We start from the raw sequence: 21,547 nt of genomic DNA on the forward strand, positions 1-21,547 counted from the left end.
TGCTAACTGATCACTCGGCACTTCTTCTTTTCTTCCATCTACCATCTTCGATCCACCATCTACCATCTCCAACTCTCATGATCTCACCCGAAGAAACGACCGGAACCGCCGCTGGACCCCACGACGCCTCCCGCGCACCCCTGCCCGCCTCGAACCGCGTCTACGTCCAGGGCGAGCTCTTCCCGGAAGTCCAGGTGCCGATGCGCGAGATCACGCTGAACGACACCAAGACCTTCAACGGCCGCATCGAGAAGAACGAGCCCGTCCGCGTCTACGACTGCTCCGGCCCATGGGGCGATCCCTCCTTCACCGGCACCTCGGATGAAGGCCTGCCTGCGCTCCGCCGCGAGTGGATCCTGAAGCGCGGCGACGTCGAGGCCTACGATGGTCGCGAGGTCCAGCCGCAGGACAATGGCTACCTCACCGAGAAGCACGTCGAGTTCGCCTCCAAGTCCGAGCGCGCGAACAAGTTCGTCGAGTTCCCCGGCCTCACCGCCGAGCGCCGCCAGCCGCTCCGCGCGAAGGACAAGCCCGTCACGCAGAAGTGGTATGCCGACCATGGCATCATCACTCCTGAGATGGAGTTCATCGCCATCCGCGAAAACATGCGCCGCGCGAAGATCGCGGACATGAAGGAAGACATCGTCCGCAATAACCTCGAGAAGCAGCACTCCGGTTCCAATCAGCTCCCGGACAGCCCCTACACGCCGAATATCTTCCGCCGCTTCCCACAGCGCATCCCCACCGAGATCACGCCCGAGTTTGTCAGAAGCGAAGTCGCCGCCGGCCGCGCCATCATCCCGCTCAATGTGAACCACCCGGAGTGCGAGCCGATGATCATCGGCCGGAACTTCCTCGTGAAGATCAATGCCAACATCGGCAACTCCGCCGTCGCCTCCTCCATCGAGGAAGAAGTCGAGAAGATGCGCTGGGCCACCAAGTGGGGCGCAGACACCGTGATGGACCTCTCCACCGGCAAGAACATCCACGCCACCCGCGAGTGGATCCTCCGCAATTCCCCCGTGCCCATCGGCACCGTGCCGATCTATCAGGCGCTTGAGAAAGTGAACGGCAAGGCCGAGGACCTCACCTGGGAACTCTACCGCGACACCCTCATCGAGCAGGCCGAGCAAGGCGTCGACTACTTCACCATCCACGCCGGCGTCCTCCTCCGCTTCGTCCCTCTCACCGCCAGCCGCATGACCGGCATCGTCTCCCGCGGCGGCTCCATCATGGCCAAGTGGTGCCTCGCCCATCACAAGGAGAACTTCCTCTACACCCATTGGGACGAGATCTGCGACATCTGCGCCGCCTACGATGTCTCCTTCTCCATCGGCGATGGCCTCCGCCCCGGCTCGATCGCGGACGCCAATGACAAGGCCCAGTTCGGCGAACTCGAAGTCCAGGGCGAACTCACCACCCGCGCCTGGGCGAAGGGCTGCCAGGTCATGAACGAAGGCCCCGGCCACGTCCCCATGCACATGATCGAGGAGAACATGGCCAAGCAGCTCGAGTGGTGCCACGAGGCGCCCTTCTACACCCTTGGGCCGCTTACCACCGACATCGCCCCCGGCTACGACCACATCACCAGCGGCATCGGTGCCGCCATGATCGGCTGGTATGGCTGCGCCATGCTCTGCTACGTCACGCCAAAGGAACACCTCGGCCTCCCGAACAAGAAGGACGTCAAGGACGGCGTCATCACCTACAAGCTCGCCGCCCACGCCGCCGACCTCGCCAAAGGCCACCCCGGTGCCCAATACCGCGACAACGCCCTCAGCAAGGCCCGCTTCGAATTCCGTTGGGAAGACCAGTTCAACCTCGGCCTCGACCCCGAAACCGCCCGCGAATTCCACGACGAAACCCTCCCGCAGGACGGCGCGAAGACGGCTCACTTCTGCTCCATGTGCGGCCCCCACTTCTGCTCCATGAAGATCACCGAAGACGTCCGCAAATACGCCGCCGAACAAGGCATCTCCGAAGAAGCCGCCCTAGAAAAAGGCATGGCCGACAAGAGCCAGGAGTTCGTCGAAAAAGGCGCGGAGGTCTACACACCCGCGTAGCCATACCGATCCATTTTCAGTTCCTACTCTGCAACGATGATTCCTTCGAATGTTCTGCACCGGATCAGCGAATTCGTGCAGAAGAAAACCATCGACTCACTCGTCGCGGAAGATCTCCGCAATTACGTTTACGCTCTATATGCTCCTGGCGAGAAGTTCCCTTTTTATGTGGGAAAGGGCGTTGGCGAACGCGTTTTGCACCACTTCGCTGAAACCATAATCGAACTTTCCAGGACCAGCGCATCTACGATTGACTCGATGAAGCTGAGGTCGATTATCGATTCGTTCGACCGAAGCGACTCGGAACCTCAGATCAGGATCATCCGCCGGAATCTAGACGAAGATCAAGCAGAGGCTGTAGAAGGTGCTCTGATTGACGTTCTGCAACCTCCCGGAAACAAGGTAAGAGGTCTTCACAGCGTCCAAAATGGGATGATTTCTCTCGACGAGCTAATCATTGAGAAAGGTGCCAAGCCTCTAGCTCCGAAGACCGACTACGGCCGCATCTATCTGTTCAATATCGAGAAGGGCCATGCCGAGCGAAAAAGCTACGACATTGCTCTTAGAGGCCATTGGAAATCGAACCGTTTCATTCGAGATTTGGCCAAATACCGTGCAGGCGGGGGCCGAGCTTTCGCCGTGGGTCTTATCCGGGGTATTAGCCGTCACGTGATTGAAGTGGAATCGTGGCAGCCGTCGGAGTTCGGACCGGACCGTTTTCAAATGGTAGGGCCTGAGGTCGCGGACGCAGATCTGCTCCACAAGAGATGGTCACAGGTAATCAAAGAATCAGGTTTCTGGAAACGTGGTAACGGCCTAGTGGTTGAACTCACCAGAGATCTCGGCCGCTCCGGCTTCCGAATACTTCACGGCGAGAAACAGGTTCGATTTCGGCCATTCGAGTGACGGAGCAAAGAATCGCCAAGCTAAAGGTGACTTCCACAGGCTACGGAAACAATGTTGCTATTTCAACAAAGGCATCCCCCGTTTCCGCAGCCCGTCGCACCTTGCCCTCCAGCAGGCGGGTTAGTGGGATTTCTCGGTTAAATGCTTCGTGGAGGTCCAATCCGCTAACGCAAACAACCCTCTTTCCCCTGCCGAACGCATAGATCCCATCGGCTGTGAATCCGGAGTAACTGATGAAGACCCCTCGTGCCCAAGACGCCTTCTGATCAAGTTTCCCGTGGAAAGCATGTAAAGGCTCTGCTCCGCAAAAGCTATTGTGCCACTTTGCCTCAACTAGATAGGTCTCATTGCTCATTACAAAACTCCCATCAATCTGCTCACCCTTCAATCGAAAGGGCTCACGCGCCTCAAGACCAAAGGAATTGAAGAGGTCGCGAAGGAACTTCTCAAAAGCATAGCCCCGTGCTTGGGGTTCGATTCGACTGAGTGCCAACAATCGCTCCTTGAACGTTCGGTATCTTTCTACATCGAATGCTTGGGACGGAGGAGGACCCGAGTGTGCAATCCCACCGCTGCGTCCTTCGAGTCTATCAAGGATTTGCAGGAATCTGCCTTGGAGGACCCCGCCCAACGCTTGCCCACGGCTTTCATCCATCAACTGACGATGCTGCCAAAGAACCCTCAGAGCTTTCGCAGCACTTCGGTCGTCTACCGTCTTGAGAAAACAGCGTAGACGCTTGGCCTTAGATCTCCCGTCTCGGGAATAAATAGGATCGTCGATGTCAACATTGAGTTCATCAGCGAAGAATTCACGCATGGTCCTATCGGAGAAGTCCAAAACATACCCGCCACCCATGTCAAAGACTTCGTCTAGCAGACGTATATCAAGAGTTCGAAGGCTGCTCATGAGTGAAGTTCTAACGAATTTCCATGTTCAGGATCTGACGTGAAGCATTGCGGCTTGAAGTGAACCTATTTGATCTTCAATTGGGAGCCTTTGGTCTCAGCAGGCTGAGGCTGTGGAAGCAATTCCTTGAGAGTCGCAAGTGCGGACTTGAGCAGAGCACGAGAAGCAATGTCCGGCATCCCACTATAAGAGGTTTCCAAGAGTTTGATTACCTCGTCCGCTCCCATACTAAGCCGATAATCGTAGGTCGAATTGCGATCCTCTCCCCAGAACCCAACTGAGAACCTCGATTGATCCGCGTGGAACTGCGGTGCGTAGAAATGTTTCCGGTTGCCTACGTGGTCGGCGAACAAGGTTTTCGATCCCGCATTTCGCTGTGATCCAGATCTTACGAGTTTCATCGCGCACATGATCAGCTAACGACAAATAGCGTCAAATTTTATTTTCAAAAAACGACCAACCCATCGGAAAAAATTCCGATCACACTGGCATTAAACCAATTACAATAGAAGCGTCACGGCTATTCCAGGAAAATAATTGCAGTTCAAATGACCACAATTAAATTAAATTAGCAAAAGGGGTCAGTCATTGAATTTTTGAATTCCTTGCGTGGCTTCCCTCTTAGGAACGCGCTGTCACTGCTCGCTTGTTCGATGGGAGGGGGCCAGTCGGCGTTCTTCTCAGAACGATGGGATCACGCTGGAATAGGGACAAACTTCTACGGCCAGTTCTTGAAGTCCCCCCATGAAACGGATGCCCAAGCGCTCATCGCCTACATCAACGGTGATAATCCTTTGCCCTTTAGACACACAACAAACCTGCTTGGGCGAAAGCAGAAATTGACGCGGCAAGCGCTGCCGCCCTGTTCCATTTAGCCTGAGCAGCAGCAGTTGCGACTAGATCCACGCCATCAATTTGAAGAAGAAGCCCTCCTCCGCCCCCTCCCAGTCCAAAACTGTAACCCGAAGATTCTTCAGGGGCCTTCACCTTCACGATGGTTGACACGAGCCACAGTATGCCTGCCAGTAAGGCAAAAACACCGACCACAATATTCAAATAGAACTTAAGGGAATTCATTTGAATCACCGTAGTAATTCCGCCCGAGAAAACAAGATACACGTCACACAGGAGTCAGCGAGCCACGCGGTCCCGGGGGGCAGTCCTTGTCCCCGGGGGGCAGTCCTTGAAATTTGAATCTGTTAGGCTCAAACCCACCCTGCGATCGCCCATCCTGATGCCCTGGTTTGTGGCGAAAGGTCCGGCAAAATGCCTGTTCTTTCATAAAGAGATTCAATCGACGGGATCTCGATGGGATGCGGCCCCGACTCACAAGCGTTGAAGCCTAACAAGGCGCAACACTCTCACGGATTACGATCGGCGGATCGCGGCGCCTGGCCGGCTTTGAGCTCTGCGATCTCGGCCTCGAGGCTGGCGAGTCGCGCCTCGATGGCGGCACGCCAATCGTTCTCCGCAGGAGTGTCGGCGGCGGCGGAAGGAGTGACGGTACCGGAGAAGCCGTCTGCGGCGGCGGGTGAAAGGAGCTGGACGAAGGTCTCGACCCGGCGGCCTTCGCCGACGGGGATGCGGCGGACAAGCGGACCGTGCGGGTAGTCGATGAACCACGTGAGCGTCTCTTCCACTTCCTCAAGGGAGGAGAAGGTGTGCAGCCGATCGGTGCGCTGGCGGATTTCCCCGGCGCTCTGGGGACCGCGCAGCAGAAGGATGGTCAGGACGGCGCGCTCGCTCCGCTGCATGCTCAGCACGTCCTGGATGCAGTGTTCGAACTTCGGGGAACGGCCGCCGAGGTTCTTTTCGACCAGGTATTTCTCCGAAAGTCCGCGCAGGGCCTCCGCCACTTCGTCCCCGGTGAAGCGGGTGATAGGGTCCCGGCTGGTGGTCTGGTTGCAGGCCAGCAGCAGGGAGTTGGGCGTGAGCGGATAGCTGTCGGGCGTGAGGATTTCCTTTTCCAACAAGCAGCCGAGGACCCTGGCTTCTTGAAAGGTGAGCTGGATTTCAGGGAAGTGCAGCATGGTCGCGCCGAAGTGTAAGGACAGTGGACCCTGAGGCACCACGAGAAAGCACACGGACGCCATGCCTGTCTCTTCATGAAGATAGAAGTCAGAGAGGCCAGTCCTTGAATTTTGAATTCCCTGCGTGCCTTCCCTCCTAGGAATGCGCTGCCGCTGCTCGCTTCTTCGATGGGAGGGGGCCAGTCGGCATTCTTCCCAAAGCTCGTGACAGGTTGCCCCTACTCTAAAAATCTCCATCACTCGCTCCCATCCGACCGGGAATGGAAACGATGGAATGTTGCGAGAAGTCCGCGTGTGACGCCCAAGGGATTGGCCACCTCGACTGTTAGACGGCTTTCCGGTATGCGACGATCAGCAGGATGAAGGCCACCCCGATCACAGCGACTCTCACGGAATTATAGATGTCCCACAGTTTCCGCTCGGACTCCCAATTTGGCGGCAAATCTGAGGGATTCCAGCGGCCGACCCGATTGTTGATCGGAACAGGAAAAACAACGCTGAAGATGACGATGAACGCCCAAGCGAATCCTGCATAAAGGGTAAATAGTCCCGCACTCCGGTGAGAAGCCCACATGCACCAGGCCAGCGCGAGGTGCAAAAGCAGGGTCGCGGCCATCCAAAAAGGCATCACCTTGCCAAACAGTTTGGCAAACACCTGGATCGCAGGGATGAAGTGTTTGTGGTCCGCCTTTGATAGGGATGGATGAATGAAAGCCGCGATCGAGAATTCATTGCCCATCAAGAGCGCGGTGGACGTGATCAGGAAGATGTAGGCGGCGTCGATCGTATTCATTTTGCCAAACAGTGTATTGGTCCTTCCCTTGGTAGGGCTGGCATACTCCGCGCTTTGCCGGGAGAATCAAGGGATCGGCGCGAAATGCTCGACGCCATTAAGCGCCATCCGTTGCGCTTCCATCGTTTCAAGCGGCCAGAGGTCAGATGGAGTCGGCTCCCGCATCGTAACGTCTCCGATGCAGTGCTTGCCCGAGCAGGCAGCTTCATCCGGCCAATCCCGCCCCTTCGGCCACCCAAGCAGATACCGAAACATTGGAATCCTCCTGTGGAAGCCGCCGCCAGCTTCCACAGGAGGGGGCCAGTCGGCATACTTCCAACAGCGATGGAATCACGCTGGAATAGAGACGTGTCGAACGATTCAGCCCTCAATCCCAGCAAGCTCAGCGCATCCGTCCGGGCAATCCGCTCAGCCACCGGTCTCTCACTGGAATGCGCACCTTTTCCCGTTTTCCCGTTTCCTATACATACGGGAAAGGAGGAATCGGAAATTGAATGGACCGTGCCATTCGGACGGGATCGGCCTCCGCAGCCTCGATCCCGTCGAACTCCGCTACTCCGCTCTCCTAGGCATACCGGAGTAGCGGAGTTCCACGGCGCAGCTTGGGCCAACGGAATCCGCCGAATTCCGATAATTCCACTCCCTAGGGTTATTGGAATATCGGAATCCGGAATTCCCGGCAACCCGGCTCCCACCAACCTCAAATCCCACCCACTCACCTACTCCGCTAATTCCGCTATAGAGGCATCCCGAATTACCGGAGTGCTTCCAGGAACGAACAAAGCCAGTTCCAAACCGCACCGCCCGACAAAATCCCAGTCTCCCATCCCCGCCTTTCTCATCCGCGCCCATCCGCGCCATCCGTGGTCAGAAACCTCGCATTTCAACGTCATGAGAAAGGCAATGGCACGCTCCTCCCCGAAGTCCTCCCCGCCAACGGACAGCCAAAGGCCTCTCGGACCGCCTGGGCTCGGCCGTGACGAGCTCGCCACCTCCCGCTTGCAACCTTCCCCTCGTTCCCCTACCACGCCCGGCGTGCGGAGATTTCTCGATACCACCCTCGACTACCTCCTGTGGCCGCTCCTCTTCGGAGGGTCTGTCCTATTGATGGCCTACGGCACCGCGCTCGGCCACGGCACCCTCGCCTTCAACCTCACCTACCTCCTCCTCGCCCTGACGCTCTGCGTCCTCGAGCGGGTCCGGCCTCACGAGGAAGACTGGCACCACTCCGACGGCCAGGAAATCCCCGACCTCGCCCACACCCTGCTCACGAAACTCTCCGTGCAGGTCCTCATCATTTCCGCAACCGCCATCGGCCTCGCCAAAAGCATCGGCGATCAACCCAGCGGCGGCATCTGGCCGTCCCACTGGCCGATGTTCTTCCAAGTCGTCCTCGCCTTGGTCGTCGCGGAATTCGGCCTCTACTGGGCGCACCGCGTGGCCCATGAGTGGATGCCGCTGTGGCGCTTTCACGCCGTCCATCACAGTGCGAAGAAGCTCTGGTTCTTCAATACCGGCCGCTTCCACTTCGTCGATACCTTCAAGAGCATCGTCTTCACCGTCCCCTGCACCGCCCTCGCCGGCGCGCCCGGACCGGTCATGGTCTGGGTCGGCGGCATCACCGCCTTCATCGGCATCCTCACCCACTGCAATATCCGCATGCGCTTCGGCTGGTTGAACTACATCTTCAACACACCCGGCCTGCACCGCTGGCATCACTCGATGGACCTCCGCGAGGGCAACAAGAACTACGGCGAAAACCTCGTCCTCTGGGATCTCATCTTCCGCACCTACTTCAACGACCACGCCCGCCGTCCCCCCAGCGAAATCGGCATCCGCGAAGCCATGCCCCACACCTTCTTCGGCCAACTCGCCGCTCCCTTCTACTGGAAGCGCTACCAAGCCGAGCAAAAGGAACTCCGGAAGCAAATGCGGAAGCAGAAAAGCACGCCCGAAGCCTCGCAGGCTCCATAGCCCGGGGTCAGTTTCAGACCGATAGGGCCGGTCCTTTCAAGCGACAAGACTGCCTTCGAAATCGTCTTGAAGTCGGCGGGCTATCTGCTGCGTTGGCAACGTCCCCACCATTGGCTGTTTGTTGGCCGTGAGCTTCCAATCTGGCGACACCTGAGGCAACTCGGTGAATCTACGGCCGATTGAATTATGAAGAGCAATCGGATTGCGGCTCTAGCACAGGCTTGCCTCTGCTTTCTAATATTTAATCTCTCCGTCGCTCGCGCCCAATTGCCATATGGCAAGGCCCTCGACCTGGACGGGACCAACCAATACGCCACCGTGCCCTTGCCAGCTGGCAGCGCGGTGGGCAGCCCGCTCACTGTCGAGGCATGGGTCTATGTGCGCTCCTATGCAAACTGGTCACGTCTGATCGATTTCGGCAACGGAGCCGGATCCAACAACATCGCCTGCGCATTGAGCTCGGGCACAAGCGGCCAGCCGGCGCTCTATTTCTTCAATGAGTCGGGCGGAATCACCGGAAGTGTCACTTCCCCGACGGCGCTCCCATTGAACACGTGGACCCATTTGGCCTTCACCCACGATGGCACCACCGGAAGCATCCTCATCAACGGCAAGGTGGCGATCAGCGGGCCCATGCCCGCAACGACTGGCACCCTACGCACCGACAACTTCATCGGGCGGAGCAACTTTGGCATCGACGACTACGCCAATGCCATCATCGACGAATTCCGCATCTGGTCCGTCGCCCGCTCTCCTGCGCAAATCCTGGCCAGCCAGGGCGCGCCACTCGTCGGCGATGAAGCGGGCCTGCTCCTCTACTACAAGTTCGACAACGCCAGCGGAACCGTGGCCACCAACAGTGCCACCGCCACCGGCGCGCCGTGGAACGGCACCATCCCGGCACCCACGCAATTCACACCCGGCACCCGGAGTGTCGGCGACCCCTATCTGCCAACCCTCGGCAATGGTGGCTACGACGTGCAGCACTACGACCTGACGATTAACTACAATCCCGTGGCCAATACGATGGTGAGCGAGGCCGACCTCACGATTCGCGCCACCAAAGGTCTGTCCGAATTCAGCCTCGACCTCCGCGGCTTCCCGGGGGCCACTGCCAAGATCGATGGGATTCCAGCCGGTGTGGCTCGTGTAGGAGACAAGCTGATCATCACGCCAGCATCGGGAATCGTATCGGATCGCGTCTTCCACGCCGTCGTCGACTACTCCGGCACCCCGGCCAAGATCATAGACGCTGACGGAGCGCCCGAAGGTTGGGTACCGATCGACAGCGGCGCCTGGGTAGTGTGCGAGCCGATGGGTTCCATCGGCTGGTTCCCGAACAACTGCACTCCCGCCGATAAGGCGACTTACGATTTCCACATCACCGCCCCAGCCACGCACACCGCGCTCGGCAATGGCGAACTCACCTCCAAGGTCAACAACGGCAACGGCACCGCGACATGGAACTGGCACATGGGCTATCCCATGGCGAGCTACCTGGCCACCGCAACCGTCGCCTTGTTCGACTACACCAAGAGCGTCAGCGACACCGCTGTGGGAGCCAGCGGCAATCCCCTCGAAATCTACAACGCGTTCGAAAGCGCCTTGTCGCCCGCGGAGAAGGCGGGTCTCACCGCCGATGCCGCCATCCAGGACGACATCATCAAGTTCATTGCGGACGAGATCGGCACTTACCCGTTCGATTCGACTGGCGTCGTGCTATACCGCATCCCCGAGCTCGACTACGCCCTCGAGGTTCAGACGAAGTCGCACTTCACGTGGCTACCCATGGACCGGGAGGTCCTCGCGCACGAGCTCACGCATCAATGGTTCGGTGACTCTGTCAGCCCGGCGACCTGGCGGGAGGTCTGGATCAACGAAGGATTCGCAACGTGGTGGGAATGGTATTGGGACAATCAACGGAACGGCGACACGACGACTGTCGAAGACTGGTTCGACATCTACTATCATGCTCCTGAGCAGACTTGGGACGCCCCATCGGCGAATCTCCCCAACGCCTCGCTGATGTTCGATTTCTTCACGATGTATTCGCGGCCCGCAATGATGCTCGAAGCCTACCGCCAAATCGCGGGGCCACCGGCATTCTTCGCGCTGCAACGTTCCATCCTCGCAGAACATGGCTATGGCAATATCACGACCGCGCAGTTCATCGCGCTTGCCAAACGCATCGCCAAGGAGAACTCCAGCTTCGGACCAGCGCACCTCGCCCAACTCGACGAATTCTTCCAGCAATGGCTCTATGAGGCAGGCCGCCCCACCTTGACTCCGGCAACCTTCTTCCAGGATCTCCAGCCGCGATTGGCCATCCGCTTGCTCAATGTGAGTGACGTGGAACTCACCTGGTCCCCGACCATTGCCGGCTGGTCTCTGGAAGAGACCGATGATCTGAGAAGCGACTCATGGACCCCGGTCCTGTCCTCCCCTGTCGTGACCAACGGAGAAACGAAGGTCACCCTCGCGCGGCAGCCGGCCGCCCACTTCTTCCGCTTGAGAAGCAATTGAGCGTGAACTCACCTTTTTTCGCCCTGAGCCCGAGCCGCCTCCACCGTCGCGCGACCGGGTGACTTCGGATGCGCAACCAGCCACTGATCCACCGCATCGCCACGCCCCGCGCGGGAAAGCTGACCAGCCATCAGACCAAGAGCCGCCGCCTGATCCGCGCCATCCGCGTTGTTCCCCATCCACGCAATGGCATCCGTTGGCGAAGACCGCACCCATCGCCCGGCCATCTCTTGAAAGGCTCCTGACAGCCTCGGGATCGCAGCAAGCTGCCCAGCCATCCCGCTGACGAAATCCTCAGGCGGCTGCTTCATCGAATGCATCAGGCTGCTCATCACCAGCTTTTCCCGATCCTTCGCCTCCGGCAATTGCGCTGCGATTTCCACCAGCCCCGTGATGCCTCGTCCATTGATGGCACCACCACCGAGCGACTCGAACTTCTGGTTCCGCTCCTCCTCAGGCAGGTTCAGGAACGTCCGGGCCGCAAAGTCCGGAGCCGTATCGCCAATCCCCCACACGATCCCCTTGAGAGCCTTCGAATAATACGGGCAATCCTCCGGCAGCCCATTCAGCCACTCCACCGCCGCCGTCGCATCCGAGGAAACCCAACCGTGAACGATGGTATCCAGCTCCCGTGTCCCTTGGGGATAAGCTTCGGTATACTTCTGCATGAAGTCCCCGCCGAATCGCTTCCCTGCCTGGAACATGAATTCCCACAATTGCGATCCACCTTCGTCCTGAGGTGAGAGCCCCTTGCGGCGCTTGAACTCCTCATAAAACGCCTTCGCCTTGTCGCTATCGCAGGCCTCCGCAAAGAGCGCCTTGCGAAGAAGATTCTCGGAACTCTCCCTCTCGCACCAGACGTCCACCATCCGCCTCGAGAACTCCGCATCGGACAGCCCCTTGAGCGTCTTGAGCTCCGCAGCAAACCGCGCCTCAATGCTTCCTTCCGCCGAGTTCGAAGAACGAACCGACCTCTTCGACGAGCCCGGACCATCAGGAGTCAAAGATACCAGACTCGGAGCCGGACCAGAAGAGTCCGGACCTCCACTCCTACCAGAAACCGGCATGGTGGACTGTGGTTTACACAACCACCCCGTGGCGAATCCCGCGCCAAGAGCGATGCACAAGAGGACGCCCGGACGGCTTGGGTTCATCATGGCGTTTTGCCAGCACTCGCGTCTTTTTCCAGCAGGAAATCGACCAGCGTCTCTTGAGGTTTCTCTAAAACAACACCGGCAGCTTCACTCCGGTCGCTTCGATCTTTGGCAGCAGCTTGCGCGCGGCCTGGTCGTCGCCGCTGAGGATCTTCTCCCAGAAATCGCCGAGCATGATTGCCGGGGTCTCGTGGTTGAGTTCGCGCTCAAGTTTCCGGCCGAGGTGTTCGGAGCGATCGCTCGTGGCGAGTTCCTTCAGCTTGGCATCCTTCTCCGGGTGCAGGCCATCCAGTAGCAGCCAGTCGTCCAGCCCGAAGTTGCCCGGGAATAGCTCGCTTTCACTTACGGCAGCTTCGCGAGCTTCGACGACTGCTGGATGCTTGCGGACGCGCTCTCCCAGTTCACCTTTTGCCCGGACCAGCAGTCTGAGGATCGCTTGAGGACCCAGCAGGCGGCGGTCCGCCTCGATGATGGCGGCACAGTCGGGATGATCGGCGGCCAGAGCCTCAAGGGCGATGATCTGCAAGGCTGCTTCCAAGGTGGTCTGGAGACGGACGCAGGGAGCCTCCTTCGCCGCGGACTTCAAGGCACCGAGCCACGACTTCGAGTCGCAGGATTCACCGATGGCGAAGCCACCCAACTGAGAGGTGGCCACAGATGCCTGCGCCCATGCGCGCGACTTGGCATCCTTCAAATCTGCCACCAGAGCCTTCACTGCCTCGCGCTGACCTTTCAGTGCGTCGCGCACTTCATTGTCCCGCTCCTTGTTCACGTAGCGGGCGAGTTCATCACGTCCGATGGTGTGATCGAACTCCTGCCCCGCCGCCTTTTCCAGCAGCCGCTCCAGGGAGGCATCATCACCGATGTAAGCGAAGACCTGCGCGCCCCATCCGTAGAGGCCCGGATTCTTTGGCGACAGCAGCAGCGCATCCCAGTAGTGGGCGATTCCCTTGCGGAAATTCGGGTCCGAGGTCAGCGAGGCCAGCAGCTTGTCACGCTCCTCTTCGCGCTGGTAGAGGTAGCGCAGCGAATCGAGGCCATTGTCGAACTGGAGCAGCTTCGGATCGATGCGATTACCCGCCAGACGGATGACAGCGGCGGTCAACTGGCTCTCGGCTGCATTCTCACTCAGGATGCTGTTCGCGGGCTCGAGTTCCACGGCCTCCGAAACGAGGCGCGCCGAGGTTTCGAAGTCCTCCAGCTTGCCCTCCATCCGATAGAGGTTGCGATAGAGCAATGCGGAGTTGTTCAGGCTGGTCGAATTCCGTTCCTGCTTCTCATAGGCTGCCAAGGCATCGCGATAATGACGCTTCGCCGCTTCCTGATCCCCCTGCTCTTCCGCCTTTTGGCCGCGCGCTTCGGAGAGCCTCACGGCGATGGTCGGCTCGGAGGCATTGCCCTTGGAAAGCCACTCGATCTTCTCGTCCGTGTCGCGGGCGAGAAGAGAACGGAGGCTTACAATGCCAGCCTTTTCGGCGTTCCTCGTGGCCTTGGGAAACGCTTCATCCAGCAGTTTCCGGGCTTCATTGGTCTCACCGAGATCGCGGAAAATATGGGCCAGCTGGAAGAGCGTGCCGACATCCCGTTTCTTCGAAGCGAGCAGCTCGTCGAAGAGCTTGCGACCCTCCGGCTCACGATCGGACCAGAAGTAAACCTGTCCGAGGAAGAGCCGGTATTCGTCCGTTTCGCCGGCGGAGCTGCGAAGGGCGAGGAAGGCTTCCTCGGACTTTTTCAGCAGCTCCTTCCGCGCGGCCGGATCCTTCTCGGCCTGCGCCATCCGCAGCCGGGCGACGCCGAGATCCATGATGGATGGGACGATCTTCGCCTCGGCCTGATAGTGCTCGCGCGATGCGATGAAGTCGGGATCCTTCGGGACTTCGGTTGAAAGATACTCCTGCACCATGCGCTCCTGCTCCTGCGCGCTGGCCGCATCGTAGCGCTTCCGGAAGCTGGCTGCACCATTGTCTCGATTGAGGCGGTCCAGCGCCTTCTTCTGCGCCGCTTCGTAGGAACGGTCCACGGCGCTTTCCAAGGTCTTCCACTGGGCCATCCGTGGCGTCACGTAGCGCTCCAGATGCGGCAGCGCTTCCGCCACGCGGCCCTCGCCCATCAACAGATTGCCATACAGGCGTGCGCCTTCGCCATCGCCCAGCTTGTCCGCAGCCGGCTCTAACAAGGCAAGCGCGCCATCCACTTCGCCGAATTCCTCGCGCATCAGGGCCAGCTTGATTCTCGTCTCGCGGTTGTCTGGCTCAGCCTTGTGGATGCTTTCCAGCGCCTTCCGCAGCGCTTCGTGAACCCGCACCAGATCCGTCGGCGAAGGCCTGAGGGCGGCAAGGATGCGCTCCGCGTCTTTCGGGTCGCTGCACTTCGCCGCGGCAGCGAGCGCCCGGTCGGTGAGATCCGGGATGAGGACTTGCTTGAAGCCTGGAATCATCCGGTTGGCATCGGCATAGCGGACCGCAGCAGCGATGCGATTTGGATCACCGGAGTCGAGCTCGGCATTCAGCAGGCTCAGCATCGCCTGCTGCGAAGCCGCACGATCGCCGATGCTCTCCTGGATCATCCCGCGGTACACTTTCACCGCCTCGATCGGCATTCCCGAGGCAATGTATCCCGCCGCCCTCTCTCCCGCCTTCCGGGCCCGATACTCCGGAGAATGGATGTGAGCCTGCCACGCGCCGCTTCCGATAAAAAGCGCGACCACGGCCAAGGCACACCACCGGGTCCCGCGGGCGAAGCCGCTCACCCGCTCCTTGCCGAGGAAATACCAGCCGCGGCCCGGCGCGTCCGCCACCCGGTAGGCATCGATCGGAAAGACCGGGATGAAGACAAGACAGAAGCAGCGTGTCTTGATGTAGGTGCCCGTGACCGCGTCGAAGTCACGCTTCCCGTACATGCTGACACCGATGCCATTGATCGTGAAGAGACTGGGCGGCGACTTGACCGGCCTCATCGAGGGAAATCTCCGCTCCAAGTCACTGTTACCCGCTGCACCGCCATTGCCAACCTGCATGATGCGGATGAGTTCATAATCAATGTTTGGTTAAGTCACGCCGGAAGTGACTTTGTGACCCCGAAGTCACCGGCTCTCTCACCGATCCCCATCCGATTCCGGGCAACCGGCGAGATCCCCCCGATCTTCAAATGGGCCTCGATGGATAGCACTTCATCTCCCGTGAGATTGGTCAAAAGTTGACCAAATCCGCCTCATCCCAACGGGCAATATCCATTGCACCTCAGTATAATACCCATGATGTGGATTTCCCTCATCATCCCACCCCCAGCCAGTGACTTCTTAACTCCAATCTAACTTATCGCCTCTCCGATTCGCCGTGAAGACGCCGTCCAGTTCCGCACTGATTGGCTCCGCCCTTTTGATAGCCGCCGGGCTCTTCCTGGCCTTCCATCGTCATGACCCGGCTTCCGGCACGGACGATTCCCCGGTGCCCCTCGAGCAACCGCGTCCCGGACTTCATGCCCGGAGCCCCATTCCGGGTGGTCCGGGTAGCACCGTCGCGAAAGCGAGTGAGCCAGCTCTGATCCTCACGGACGACGGCCTGGCGGACTTCGCCAACTACGACCGGGACGGCGACGGAGATCCGGAGGTCGATGCATTTCTGAATGTTTACCGCCGGGTTGACTCCAGCGCAGCCAAAGTCGACCTGCTGGAAAACGTCCGGACCTTCGATACCTCCGATGATCCGCAATTGAATGATTTGCTCATCTACCAAGCAGCCAAGGCCGAGGACTCGAAAGTCCGCACCGCGGCCCGGGCGGCCTTGTTCGAGCATGGCGGGGCGAAGGCTCATGATTCACTCGCGGCATACCTGAAATCGGAAACTCGGGCCGCCGATCGACAGGAACTGGAGAAACTTCTCGACGACTTGCAGCGGACACCCCTGAGCCTGGTCAGGTCAGGCTCGAAGAAAAATGGAACACCACCTTCTCCCCCCTAGCACCAACAATTGAACCAATGAAAACAACACTCGGAGCGGCACTTGCCGCCTTTATCCTGCCGCTTCTGGCCACCAGTGCCTATGCGCAGAACGACATTGCCCGGAACAACTACAAGGTGAAGGCCAAGGCATCCGCAGACCTTCAAACCTCGGTCAACGACACCACCGGCATCAAGGTAGGCACCAATGACGTCATCGCCGCCCTGCTGAATGAGCTGGGCCCCGCCTTTAACAACGTCAAGGCCTCGCAATGCGATATCATCGCCCACTACGAGAATGACGAGGACATCCTCGACCAGGTGGAGTATTACCTCGTCCGAACCCGCGGCAGTGGCGTCCGTTTCAAGGTGCGCCTCGATCCCGGCTTCTTCGATACCTCCAGCGGGACCACCGTGTTCAGGCGCACCTTCAGCGCCAACAACACCACCGTGAAGGCGGATTTCACGGATGCCAATACCCTGGCGAACTTCAACTTCGGTGACGTGACCCTGCTGGGCCACGGTCTCACCAATGGCAATGTCACGATCAAGGATGTGGGCACCCTGGCGGCACGCCTCAACCAAGCGAACGCCCACTTCGATGGATCGATCAGCGGCGACGTGGACGGAGACAACCTCGCGGGTTCGTTGTCCATCGACTTCGGCAGCGCGCTGAGCAATGACGTCTTCGATGCCCTGCCCTTGATCCTCTTCCCCATCTAGTCCGGAGCCACACGGCATTTGAAATTCCCCGGCAATCTGTGCACGCCGCAGCTTGCCGGGGACTTTTCCTATCCCTCCGGAACCGGCTGTCTTCACGAAGATTTCACGAATCCCGTGAAGTAATCCTCCGGTTCGTTCCGTCTCATCCCATGGCGCGGCACTGCGCTACCATGAGCCACCACCCCGCTCCCGAGCGTCACCTTCCCAGCCGGCTTCAGGCCCTGGCTTTCCATTTCAAGTCGCGTGCCTTCCAGCTGCGGCGTGGCTTGCGAGAATTCTCCTCCCGGCCTCCGCGTCATGAATGCGCTGCGCTATTGGTCGAGTCGCCGGTCATCGCGGAGAAGCACGCCCCGCTGTGGCGCGAGCTGTCCGCAGCCGAATTCCCGCTCACCGCAGGCAAGGTGGAAAACCTCCGCCATGCCGCCCGCGCCTTCCACGGCGTGGAAATCCCGGCGGGCCAGGTCTTCAGCTTCTGGCGGCAACTCGGCCGCACGACGAAGGGCAAGGGCTTCACCGAGGGCCGCGAATTGCGCGAGGGCTGTCTGGTGCCCGCCATCGGTGGTGGACTCTGCCAACTCAGCGGCCTGCTCTATCAGGCGGCGCTGGAGGCTGGCTTGGAAATCGTGGAGCGCCATGGTCACTCGCGCGTCATTCCAGGATCGGCGGCGGAGAAGAACCTGGATGCCACCGTCTTCTGGAACTACGTCGACCTGCGCTTCCGCAGCAATACCGAGTGGCGCGTGGAGGTGGAGCTGACTGCCGCGGATCTTATCGTGCGCATCCGCTCGGCGCGGAGCGAATCGGTGAAGGTGGCGGCACCGGTGGTCGAGGCAAAGCCGCGGCCCGCGCCCTCGGGCGATTGCCTGACTTGTGGGATGATCTCGTGTTTCCGCCATCCGGCGGCGACTGCGGCTCATGCGCCTTCTTTGGGACACTCGGCATTTCTACTGGATGCGCGCTGGCCCGAGTTCGACCGCTGGTGCCGCAGCCATTCCCGTGAAGGCGATCGCTGGCTGACGCCTCTCGATGGCCGGCGCTGGAAGAAGCCGAACTACCAGTGGTCGCCACCGCCCGGCGTAACCACCGAGCGCGCGACCTTTCAGGCACTGCTCCGCTCATGGAAGCAGCGCCGCCTTCCCGGCCAGGGAGCAAAGCGGCAACTCGCCTTGTTAGAGGGCGATGCCGCCTTGGCGAAACGCTACGCGGAAATGCTTTCGCCCGAATGCCGCCACGTGGTGGTTTCGCAAAACCTGCTGCCACACCTGTGGCAATCCGGTGCGCTTGGCGGCCGCAGCTTTGACGTGCTGATCCAGCGTTGGCCGATGGATGAACTCCAGCGCCGGCTGGATCACGCGAAGGAGAAGCATCCGCACTCCACCACGCTCGGTGACTTCCGCGCCGATCCGGAGTTGGTGCGTGCCGAGCGCGAAGCCCTCGCCGCTGCAGCACGACTGGTGACGCCACACCGTGCGATCGCCAAGCACTTCGGCGAGCGCGCGTGGCTGATCGATTGGGAGATGCCGAATCCGATGGAGCTAAAGCCAGCGGAGAAAGACACGATCTTCTTCCCCGCCTCGCGACTCGGCAGGAAGGGCGCCTTCGAGCTGGCGGCGGCACTACTCGATGCCCCGCTGATCGAGCTGAAATGCTTCGGCCGGGCGACCGAGGGCATGGCGGATCCCTTCAAGGAAATCCCCTGCTCTCCCGGCACGAAGGAAGATCTCGCGGCGGCGCGGGCGCTGGTCCTACCCGCATGGATCGAGCATCAGCCACGGCTCGCGCTGCTGGCGCTAGCGAGCGGCATCCCGGTGATTGCCACGGAGGCCTGCGGCTTGCCCGAGCATCCGCTGCTGCACACGCTTTCCTCGCCCGACCCGGCAGCCCTGCGTATGGTTCTGCGCGCGGTGCTCCAACCCGCGGTCCCCGCATGCGCTGCCTCTTGATTTCCCTGTTGTCGCTCGCCAGCCTTTGCGCTTGCCGGGAAAAGGCACACACGGAGAGAAATCCCGCCGTGCCAGAAGAACGTGCGGTCAACTCCGAGCCCCTCTCTCCTCCGCCGGCTGAGGCTGCGATCGAACCACAAGCCCCCGCCGCTCCCGAGGAACGCACTCCGGCTTCCCAAGAACGACCTGAGGCCGTCCTCGTCAAACCGATGCTGCCGGAACCCGCCCCGGCACATCCTCCACAAAACCCCACCTCCGCAGAACAAGCCGTGAGCTCGGATCTCCCCGGCCCGGAGCGCGCGAAGGCCGCCGCCGAACGGGTGCGTCCCGCATTGGAAAAGGCGCTCGCCGACAAGGGCCTGCATTTCGGCGATCCCGTCTTCCTGCGCGCCTTCAAGGAAGAAGGCCAGGTCGAGCTCTGGGTGCGGAATCGAGGAACGAAGAAGTACGAGCACTTTCGTACTTGGGACGTGGCCGCACAATCCGGGAAGCCGGGCCCAAAGCTCGCCGAGGGCGATGGACAGGTGCCGGAAGGATTCTACTTCGTCGGCCCCACGGCGATGAAGCCGGACAGCACCTTCCATCTCGCCTTCAACATCGGCTACCCGAATGCCTACGACCAGCACCACGGCCGCACCGGCAGCTTCATCATGATCCATGGCAACTGCGTCTCGATCGGCTGCCTGGCCATGACCGATCCGAAGATCGAGGAGATCTACACGCTTTGCGACGCCGCCTTGAAGAACGGCCAGCCGTATTTCCGCGTGAATCTCTTCCCCTTCCGCATGACGGATGAGCGGCTGGCCCGCGAGGCCTACAACCCGTGGTTCGACTTCTGGACAAACCTCAAGGAAGGCTACGACCGCTTCGAGCATAGCCACGTGCCGCCCGAAGCGGAGGTGAACGAGAAAAGCGGCCGCTATGAGTTCAAGTAGCCACCCACCTGCGGACGATCAAAGAGCGCCTTCACGCTCGGCCGTTGCAGCACGAGGATGGTAAAGACACCCAGCGCCGTGCCGAACGGGACATGGATGCACGAGATGCAGGCCATCACGAAGGAGAACGTCCATTTCCGCCGCGCCGACAAGCAGCGCCCGGAGTAAAATAGCAGCCCGGCATACGTCCAAGACAGGAGGATGAACGCGCTCCCCATGACGATGAACATCCAGCCGAATGCCTCCGGAAAGCCAGTCATGGGAGGAGTTGCAGGAGCACCCGCAGACGGCGGAGGCACGGGAACCGGAAACTTGCTGTTTACAATCATGACCCCGAACAGGACATGGAAAATCGGGATCGATCCGAACAGCGCCGCCACCCCCGCGAGCACATAGTGGAAGATCGATAGCAGCTTCAGATGCTCCGCATCCAGAATGGCCTGCGGATGCGGCGGAGGTCCAGGAGTCTGCATCACGCCCCCAGCCAACCCGAAGCCACGCATCCAAGCGAGCGGAAAGCTTGCAGACGGCGGCGGCCTGTCGACACACTCGCAGCCATGAATCCGAGCTTCGTCCTTCCGGTCGCGCTTGCCCTCTTCGCCGCTGCTCTCCCGGCCATCGCCGACGATAGCCCCCCACCCGCGCCGAAAGAAGTACCAGCGAAGCCCTCCGCCCCGTCCGTAAAACCGGAGCTGTATGCCAAGGCGCTGCTGGGCTCCTGGCGTCATGAGATGAAGCAGGGAGAGGCCGACGGCTACTCCGTCACCACCTACCTCGAAGGCGGCAAGTCGACCTCCATCGCCCACATCGTGGCCGGCGATAAGCAGCTGAACATCACCGCCAAGGCGAAGTGGACGCTGGAAAAGGACAAGCTGACGTCGGAGATCACCGAGTTCTCCATGCCGGAGCTACTGCCCCCCGGCACCAAGATCACCCAGACCATCATCTCCCTCTCGGAAACGGAATTCCGCTACCTCCAGGACGGGAAAGAGGTCACCGAAAGACGGGTGAAATTGATCAAGCCGTCACCTACGCCCCCGGCACCCGCACCCGCGCCCCCACCCGCCAAATGAGGCGCGGCAAGGTGCCACCTTTCGCGTTTTGACTTCACCGGTCCGGGCCGCTACAACCCGCGCAGGCACCCGTAGCTCAGTTGGATAGAGCATCCGCCTTCTAAGCGGACGGTCACTGGTTCGAATCCAGTCGGGTGCGCTAAATTTAAACGGCTTAGATGGGGATGGCACTAACTCTTTTGAACGAGTTTCACGTTCCAGAGGAGCGCTGCCTCACGAGGCGACAGCAGCTTGGTTCCGTTGGCCGCAGCAAGCTCGAGGCGGCTCTGGTGCTGAGCTTCCCACTCCTCGGCCTTCAATCTCCGCTGCTCTTCTTCCTCGGGCGTGAACTGGAGCCATTCCGGTACGACGGAGTGCGGACTCGTCGGCCATGGCAGGGAAGATGAGGAACTCATGATTGAAAATAGGCACGGAAGCGCGCGGGAGGCAAGGCAGCGGATGTGAGCGCTCGTCCGCGAATGTAATTCCGACGTGTGCACATTCTTCTCCGAAGCTTGCACACACGAAATAGCGCCACCTTGCCAAGATGGATGTCGAGAGTTCGAATCTCATCGCCCGATCCTACGAGGCGGCACGCATCCACATG

Annotated in this window: 17 protein-coding genes and 1 tRNA gene; 10 read left to right on the top strand and 8 right to left on the bottom strand. The window is 60.1% G+C overall.

The features are described from left to right. Positions 1–77: 77 nt before the first annotated feature. Positions 78–2,063, top strand: a complete 1,986-nt coding sequence (gene thiC, locus WKV53_RS25520) for a phosphomethylpyrimidine synthase ThiC (RefSeq protein ID WP_341407669.1) — start codon at positions 78–80, stop codon at positions 2,061–2,063. Positions 2,064–2,099: 36 nt separating this feature from the next. Beyond that, a complete protein-coding gene (locus WKV53_RS25525) occupies positions 2,100–2,969 on the top strand; it encodes an LEM-3-like GIY-YIG domain-containing protein (RefSeq protein ID WP_341407670.1) in 870 nt (289 codons plus the stop codon). Positions 2,970–3,009: 40 nt separating this feature from the next. On the opposite strand, the gene WKV53_RS25530 is transcribed toward WKV53_RS25525, so the two are convergent. The 4 genes from WKV53_RS25530 to WKV53_RS25545 form a co-directional block, all read right to left on the bottom strand. Continuing rightward, on the bottom strand, positions 3,010–3,876 hold the full coding sequence (locus WKV53_RS25530; protein ID WP_341407671.1) for a restriction endonuclease: 867 nt from the start codon (positions 3,874–3,876) through the stop codon (positions 3,010–3,012). Between the two features lie 801 nt (positions 3,877–4,677). Continuing rightward, the gene (locus WKV53_RS25535) at positions 4,678–4,995 is read right to left on the bottom strand and encodes a hypothetical protein (RefSeq protein ID WP_341407672.1); all 318 of its coding nucleotides are present in this window, start codon (positions 4,993–4,995) and stop codon (positions 4,678–4,680) included. A gap of 242 nt (positions 4,996–5,237) precedes the next feature. Continuing rightward, positions 5,238–5,906, bottom strand: coding sequence for a YceH family protein (locus WKV53_RS25540; protein ID WP_341407673.1), 669 nt, complete (start codon positions 5,904–5,906; stop codon positions 5,238–5,240). 325 nt (positions 5,907–6,231) lie between these two features. After that, positions 6,232–6,699: an anthrone oxygenase family protein gene (locus WKV53_RS25545; protein WP_341407674.1), complete on the bottom strand. Its 468-nt coding sequence runs from the start codon at positions 6,697–6,699 to the stop codon at positions 6,232–6,234. A gap of 1,035 nt (positions 6,700–7,734) precedes the next feature. On the opposite strand from WKV53_RS25545, the gene WKV53_RS25550 reads away from it, so the two are divergent. Both WKV53_RS25550 and WKV53_RS25555 read left to right on the top strand, forming a co-directional pair. Then, positions 7,735–8,673, top strand: a complete 939-nt coding sequence (locus WKV53_RS25550; RefSeq protein WP_341407675.1) for a sterol desaturase family protein — start codon at positions 7,735–7,737, stop codon at positions 8,671–8,673. 267 nt (positions 8,674–8,940) lie between these two features. After that, on the top strand, positions 8,941–11,196 hold the full coding sequence (locus tag WKV53_RS25555; RefSeq protein WP_341407676.1) for a LamG-like jellyroll fold domain-containing protein: 2,256 nt from the start codon (positions 8,941–8,943) through the stop codon (positions 11,194–11,196). 8 nt (positions 11,197–11,204) lie between these two features. On the opposite strand, the gene WKV53_RS25560 is transcribed toward WKV53_RS25555, so the two are convergent. Then, positions 11,205–12,263: a hypothetical protein gene (locus WKV53_RS25560; RefSeq protein ID WP_341407677.1), complete on the bottom strand. Its 1,059-nt coding sequence runs from the start codon at positions 12,261–12,263 to the stop codon at positions 11,205–11,207. 154 nt (positions 12,264–12,417) lie between these two features. Further along, entirely contained in the window at positions 12,418–15,366 is a 2,949-nt protein-coding gene (locus tag WKV53_RS25565; RefSeq protein ID WP_341407678.1) for a tetratricopeptide repeat protein, read from the bottom strand. Positions 15,367–15,685: 319 nt separating this feature from the next. On the opposite strand from WKV53_RS25565, the gene WKV53_RS25570 reads away from it, so the two are divergent. The 4 genes from WKV53_RS25570 to WKV53_RS25585 all read left to right on the top strand — a co-directional run bounded on the left by WKV53_RS25570 (position 15,686) and on the right by WKV53_RS25585 (position 19,888). After that, positions 15,686–16,309: a hypothetical protein gene (locus WKV53_RS25570; protein WP_341407679.1), complete on the top strand. Its 624-nt coding sequence runs from the start codon at positions 15,686–15,688 to the stop codon at positions 16,307–16,309. A gap of 17 nt (positions 16,310–16,326) precedes the next feature. Next, positions 16,327–17,010 (top strand): hypothetical protein, encoded by a 684-nt coding sequence (locus WKV53_RS25575; RefSeq protein WP_341407680.1) that lies wholly within the window; start codon positions 16,327–16,329, stop codon positions 17,008–17,010. 170 nt (positions 17,011–17,180) lie between these two features. Beyond that, positions 17,181–18,953 (top strand): VanW family protein, encoded by a 1,773-nt coding sequence (locus WKV53_RS25580; protein WP_341407681.1) that lies wholly within the window; start codon positions 17,181–17,183, stop codon positions 18,951–18,953. A 269-nt stretch (positions 18,954–19,222) separates the two neighbouring features. Then, positions 19,223–19,888: a L,D-transpeptidase family protein gene (locus WKV53_RS25585; RefSeq protein ID WP_341407682.1), complete on the top strand. Its 666-nt coding sequence runs from the start codon at positions 19,223–19,225 to the stop codon at positions 19,886–19,888. On the opposite strand, the gene WKV53_RS25590 is transcribed toward WKV53_RS25585, so the two are convergent. Further along, positions 19,873–20,361 (bottom strand): hypothetical protein, encoded by a 489-nt coding sequence (locus WKV53_RS25590; protein ID WP_345789687.1) that lies wholly within the window; start codon positions 20,359–20,361, stop codon positions 19,873–19,875. The genes WKV53_RS25585 and WKV53_RS25590 overlap by 16 nt on opposite strands. An 84-nt stretch (positions 20,362–20,445) precedes the next feature. Between WKV53_RS25590 and WKV53_RS25595 the strand changes: the two genes are divergently transcribed. Then, positions 20,446–20,961, top strand: a complete 516-nt coding sequence (locus tag WKV53_RS25595; protein ID WP_341407684.1) for a hypothetical protein — start codon at positions 20,446–20,448, stop codon at positions 20,959–20,961. Positions 20,962–21,026: 65 nt separating this feature from the next. Then, positions 21,027–21,100, top strand: a tRNA-Arg gene (locus WKV53_RS25600). Positions 21,101–21,131: 31 nt separating this feature from the next. Here WKV53_RS25600 and WKV53_RS25605 read toward each other — a convergent pair. Further along, on the bottom strand, positions 21,132–21,356 hold the full coding sequence (locus WKV53_RS25605) for a hypothetical protein (protein ID WP_341407685.1): 225 nt from the start codon (positions 21,354–21,356) through the stop codon (positions 21,132–21,134). Positions 21,357–21,547 lie beyond the last annotated feature (191 nt).

The organism is Luteolibacter sp. Y139, from assembly GCF_038066715.1.
GTDB classification, from domain to species: Bacteria; Verrucomicrobiota; Verrucomicrobiia; order Verrucomicrobiales; family Akkermansiaceae; genus Haloferula; species Haloferula soli.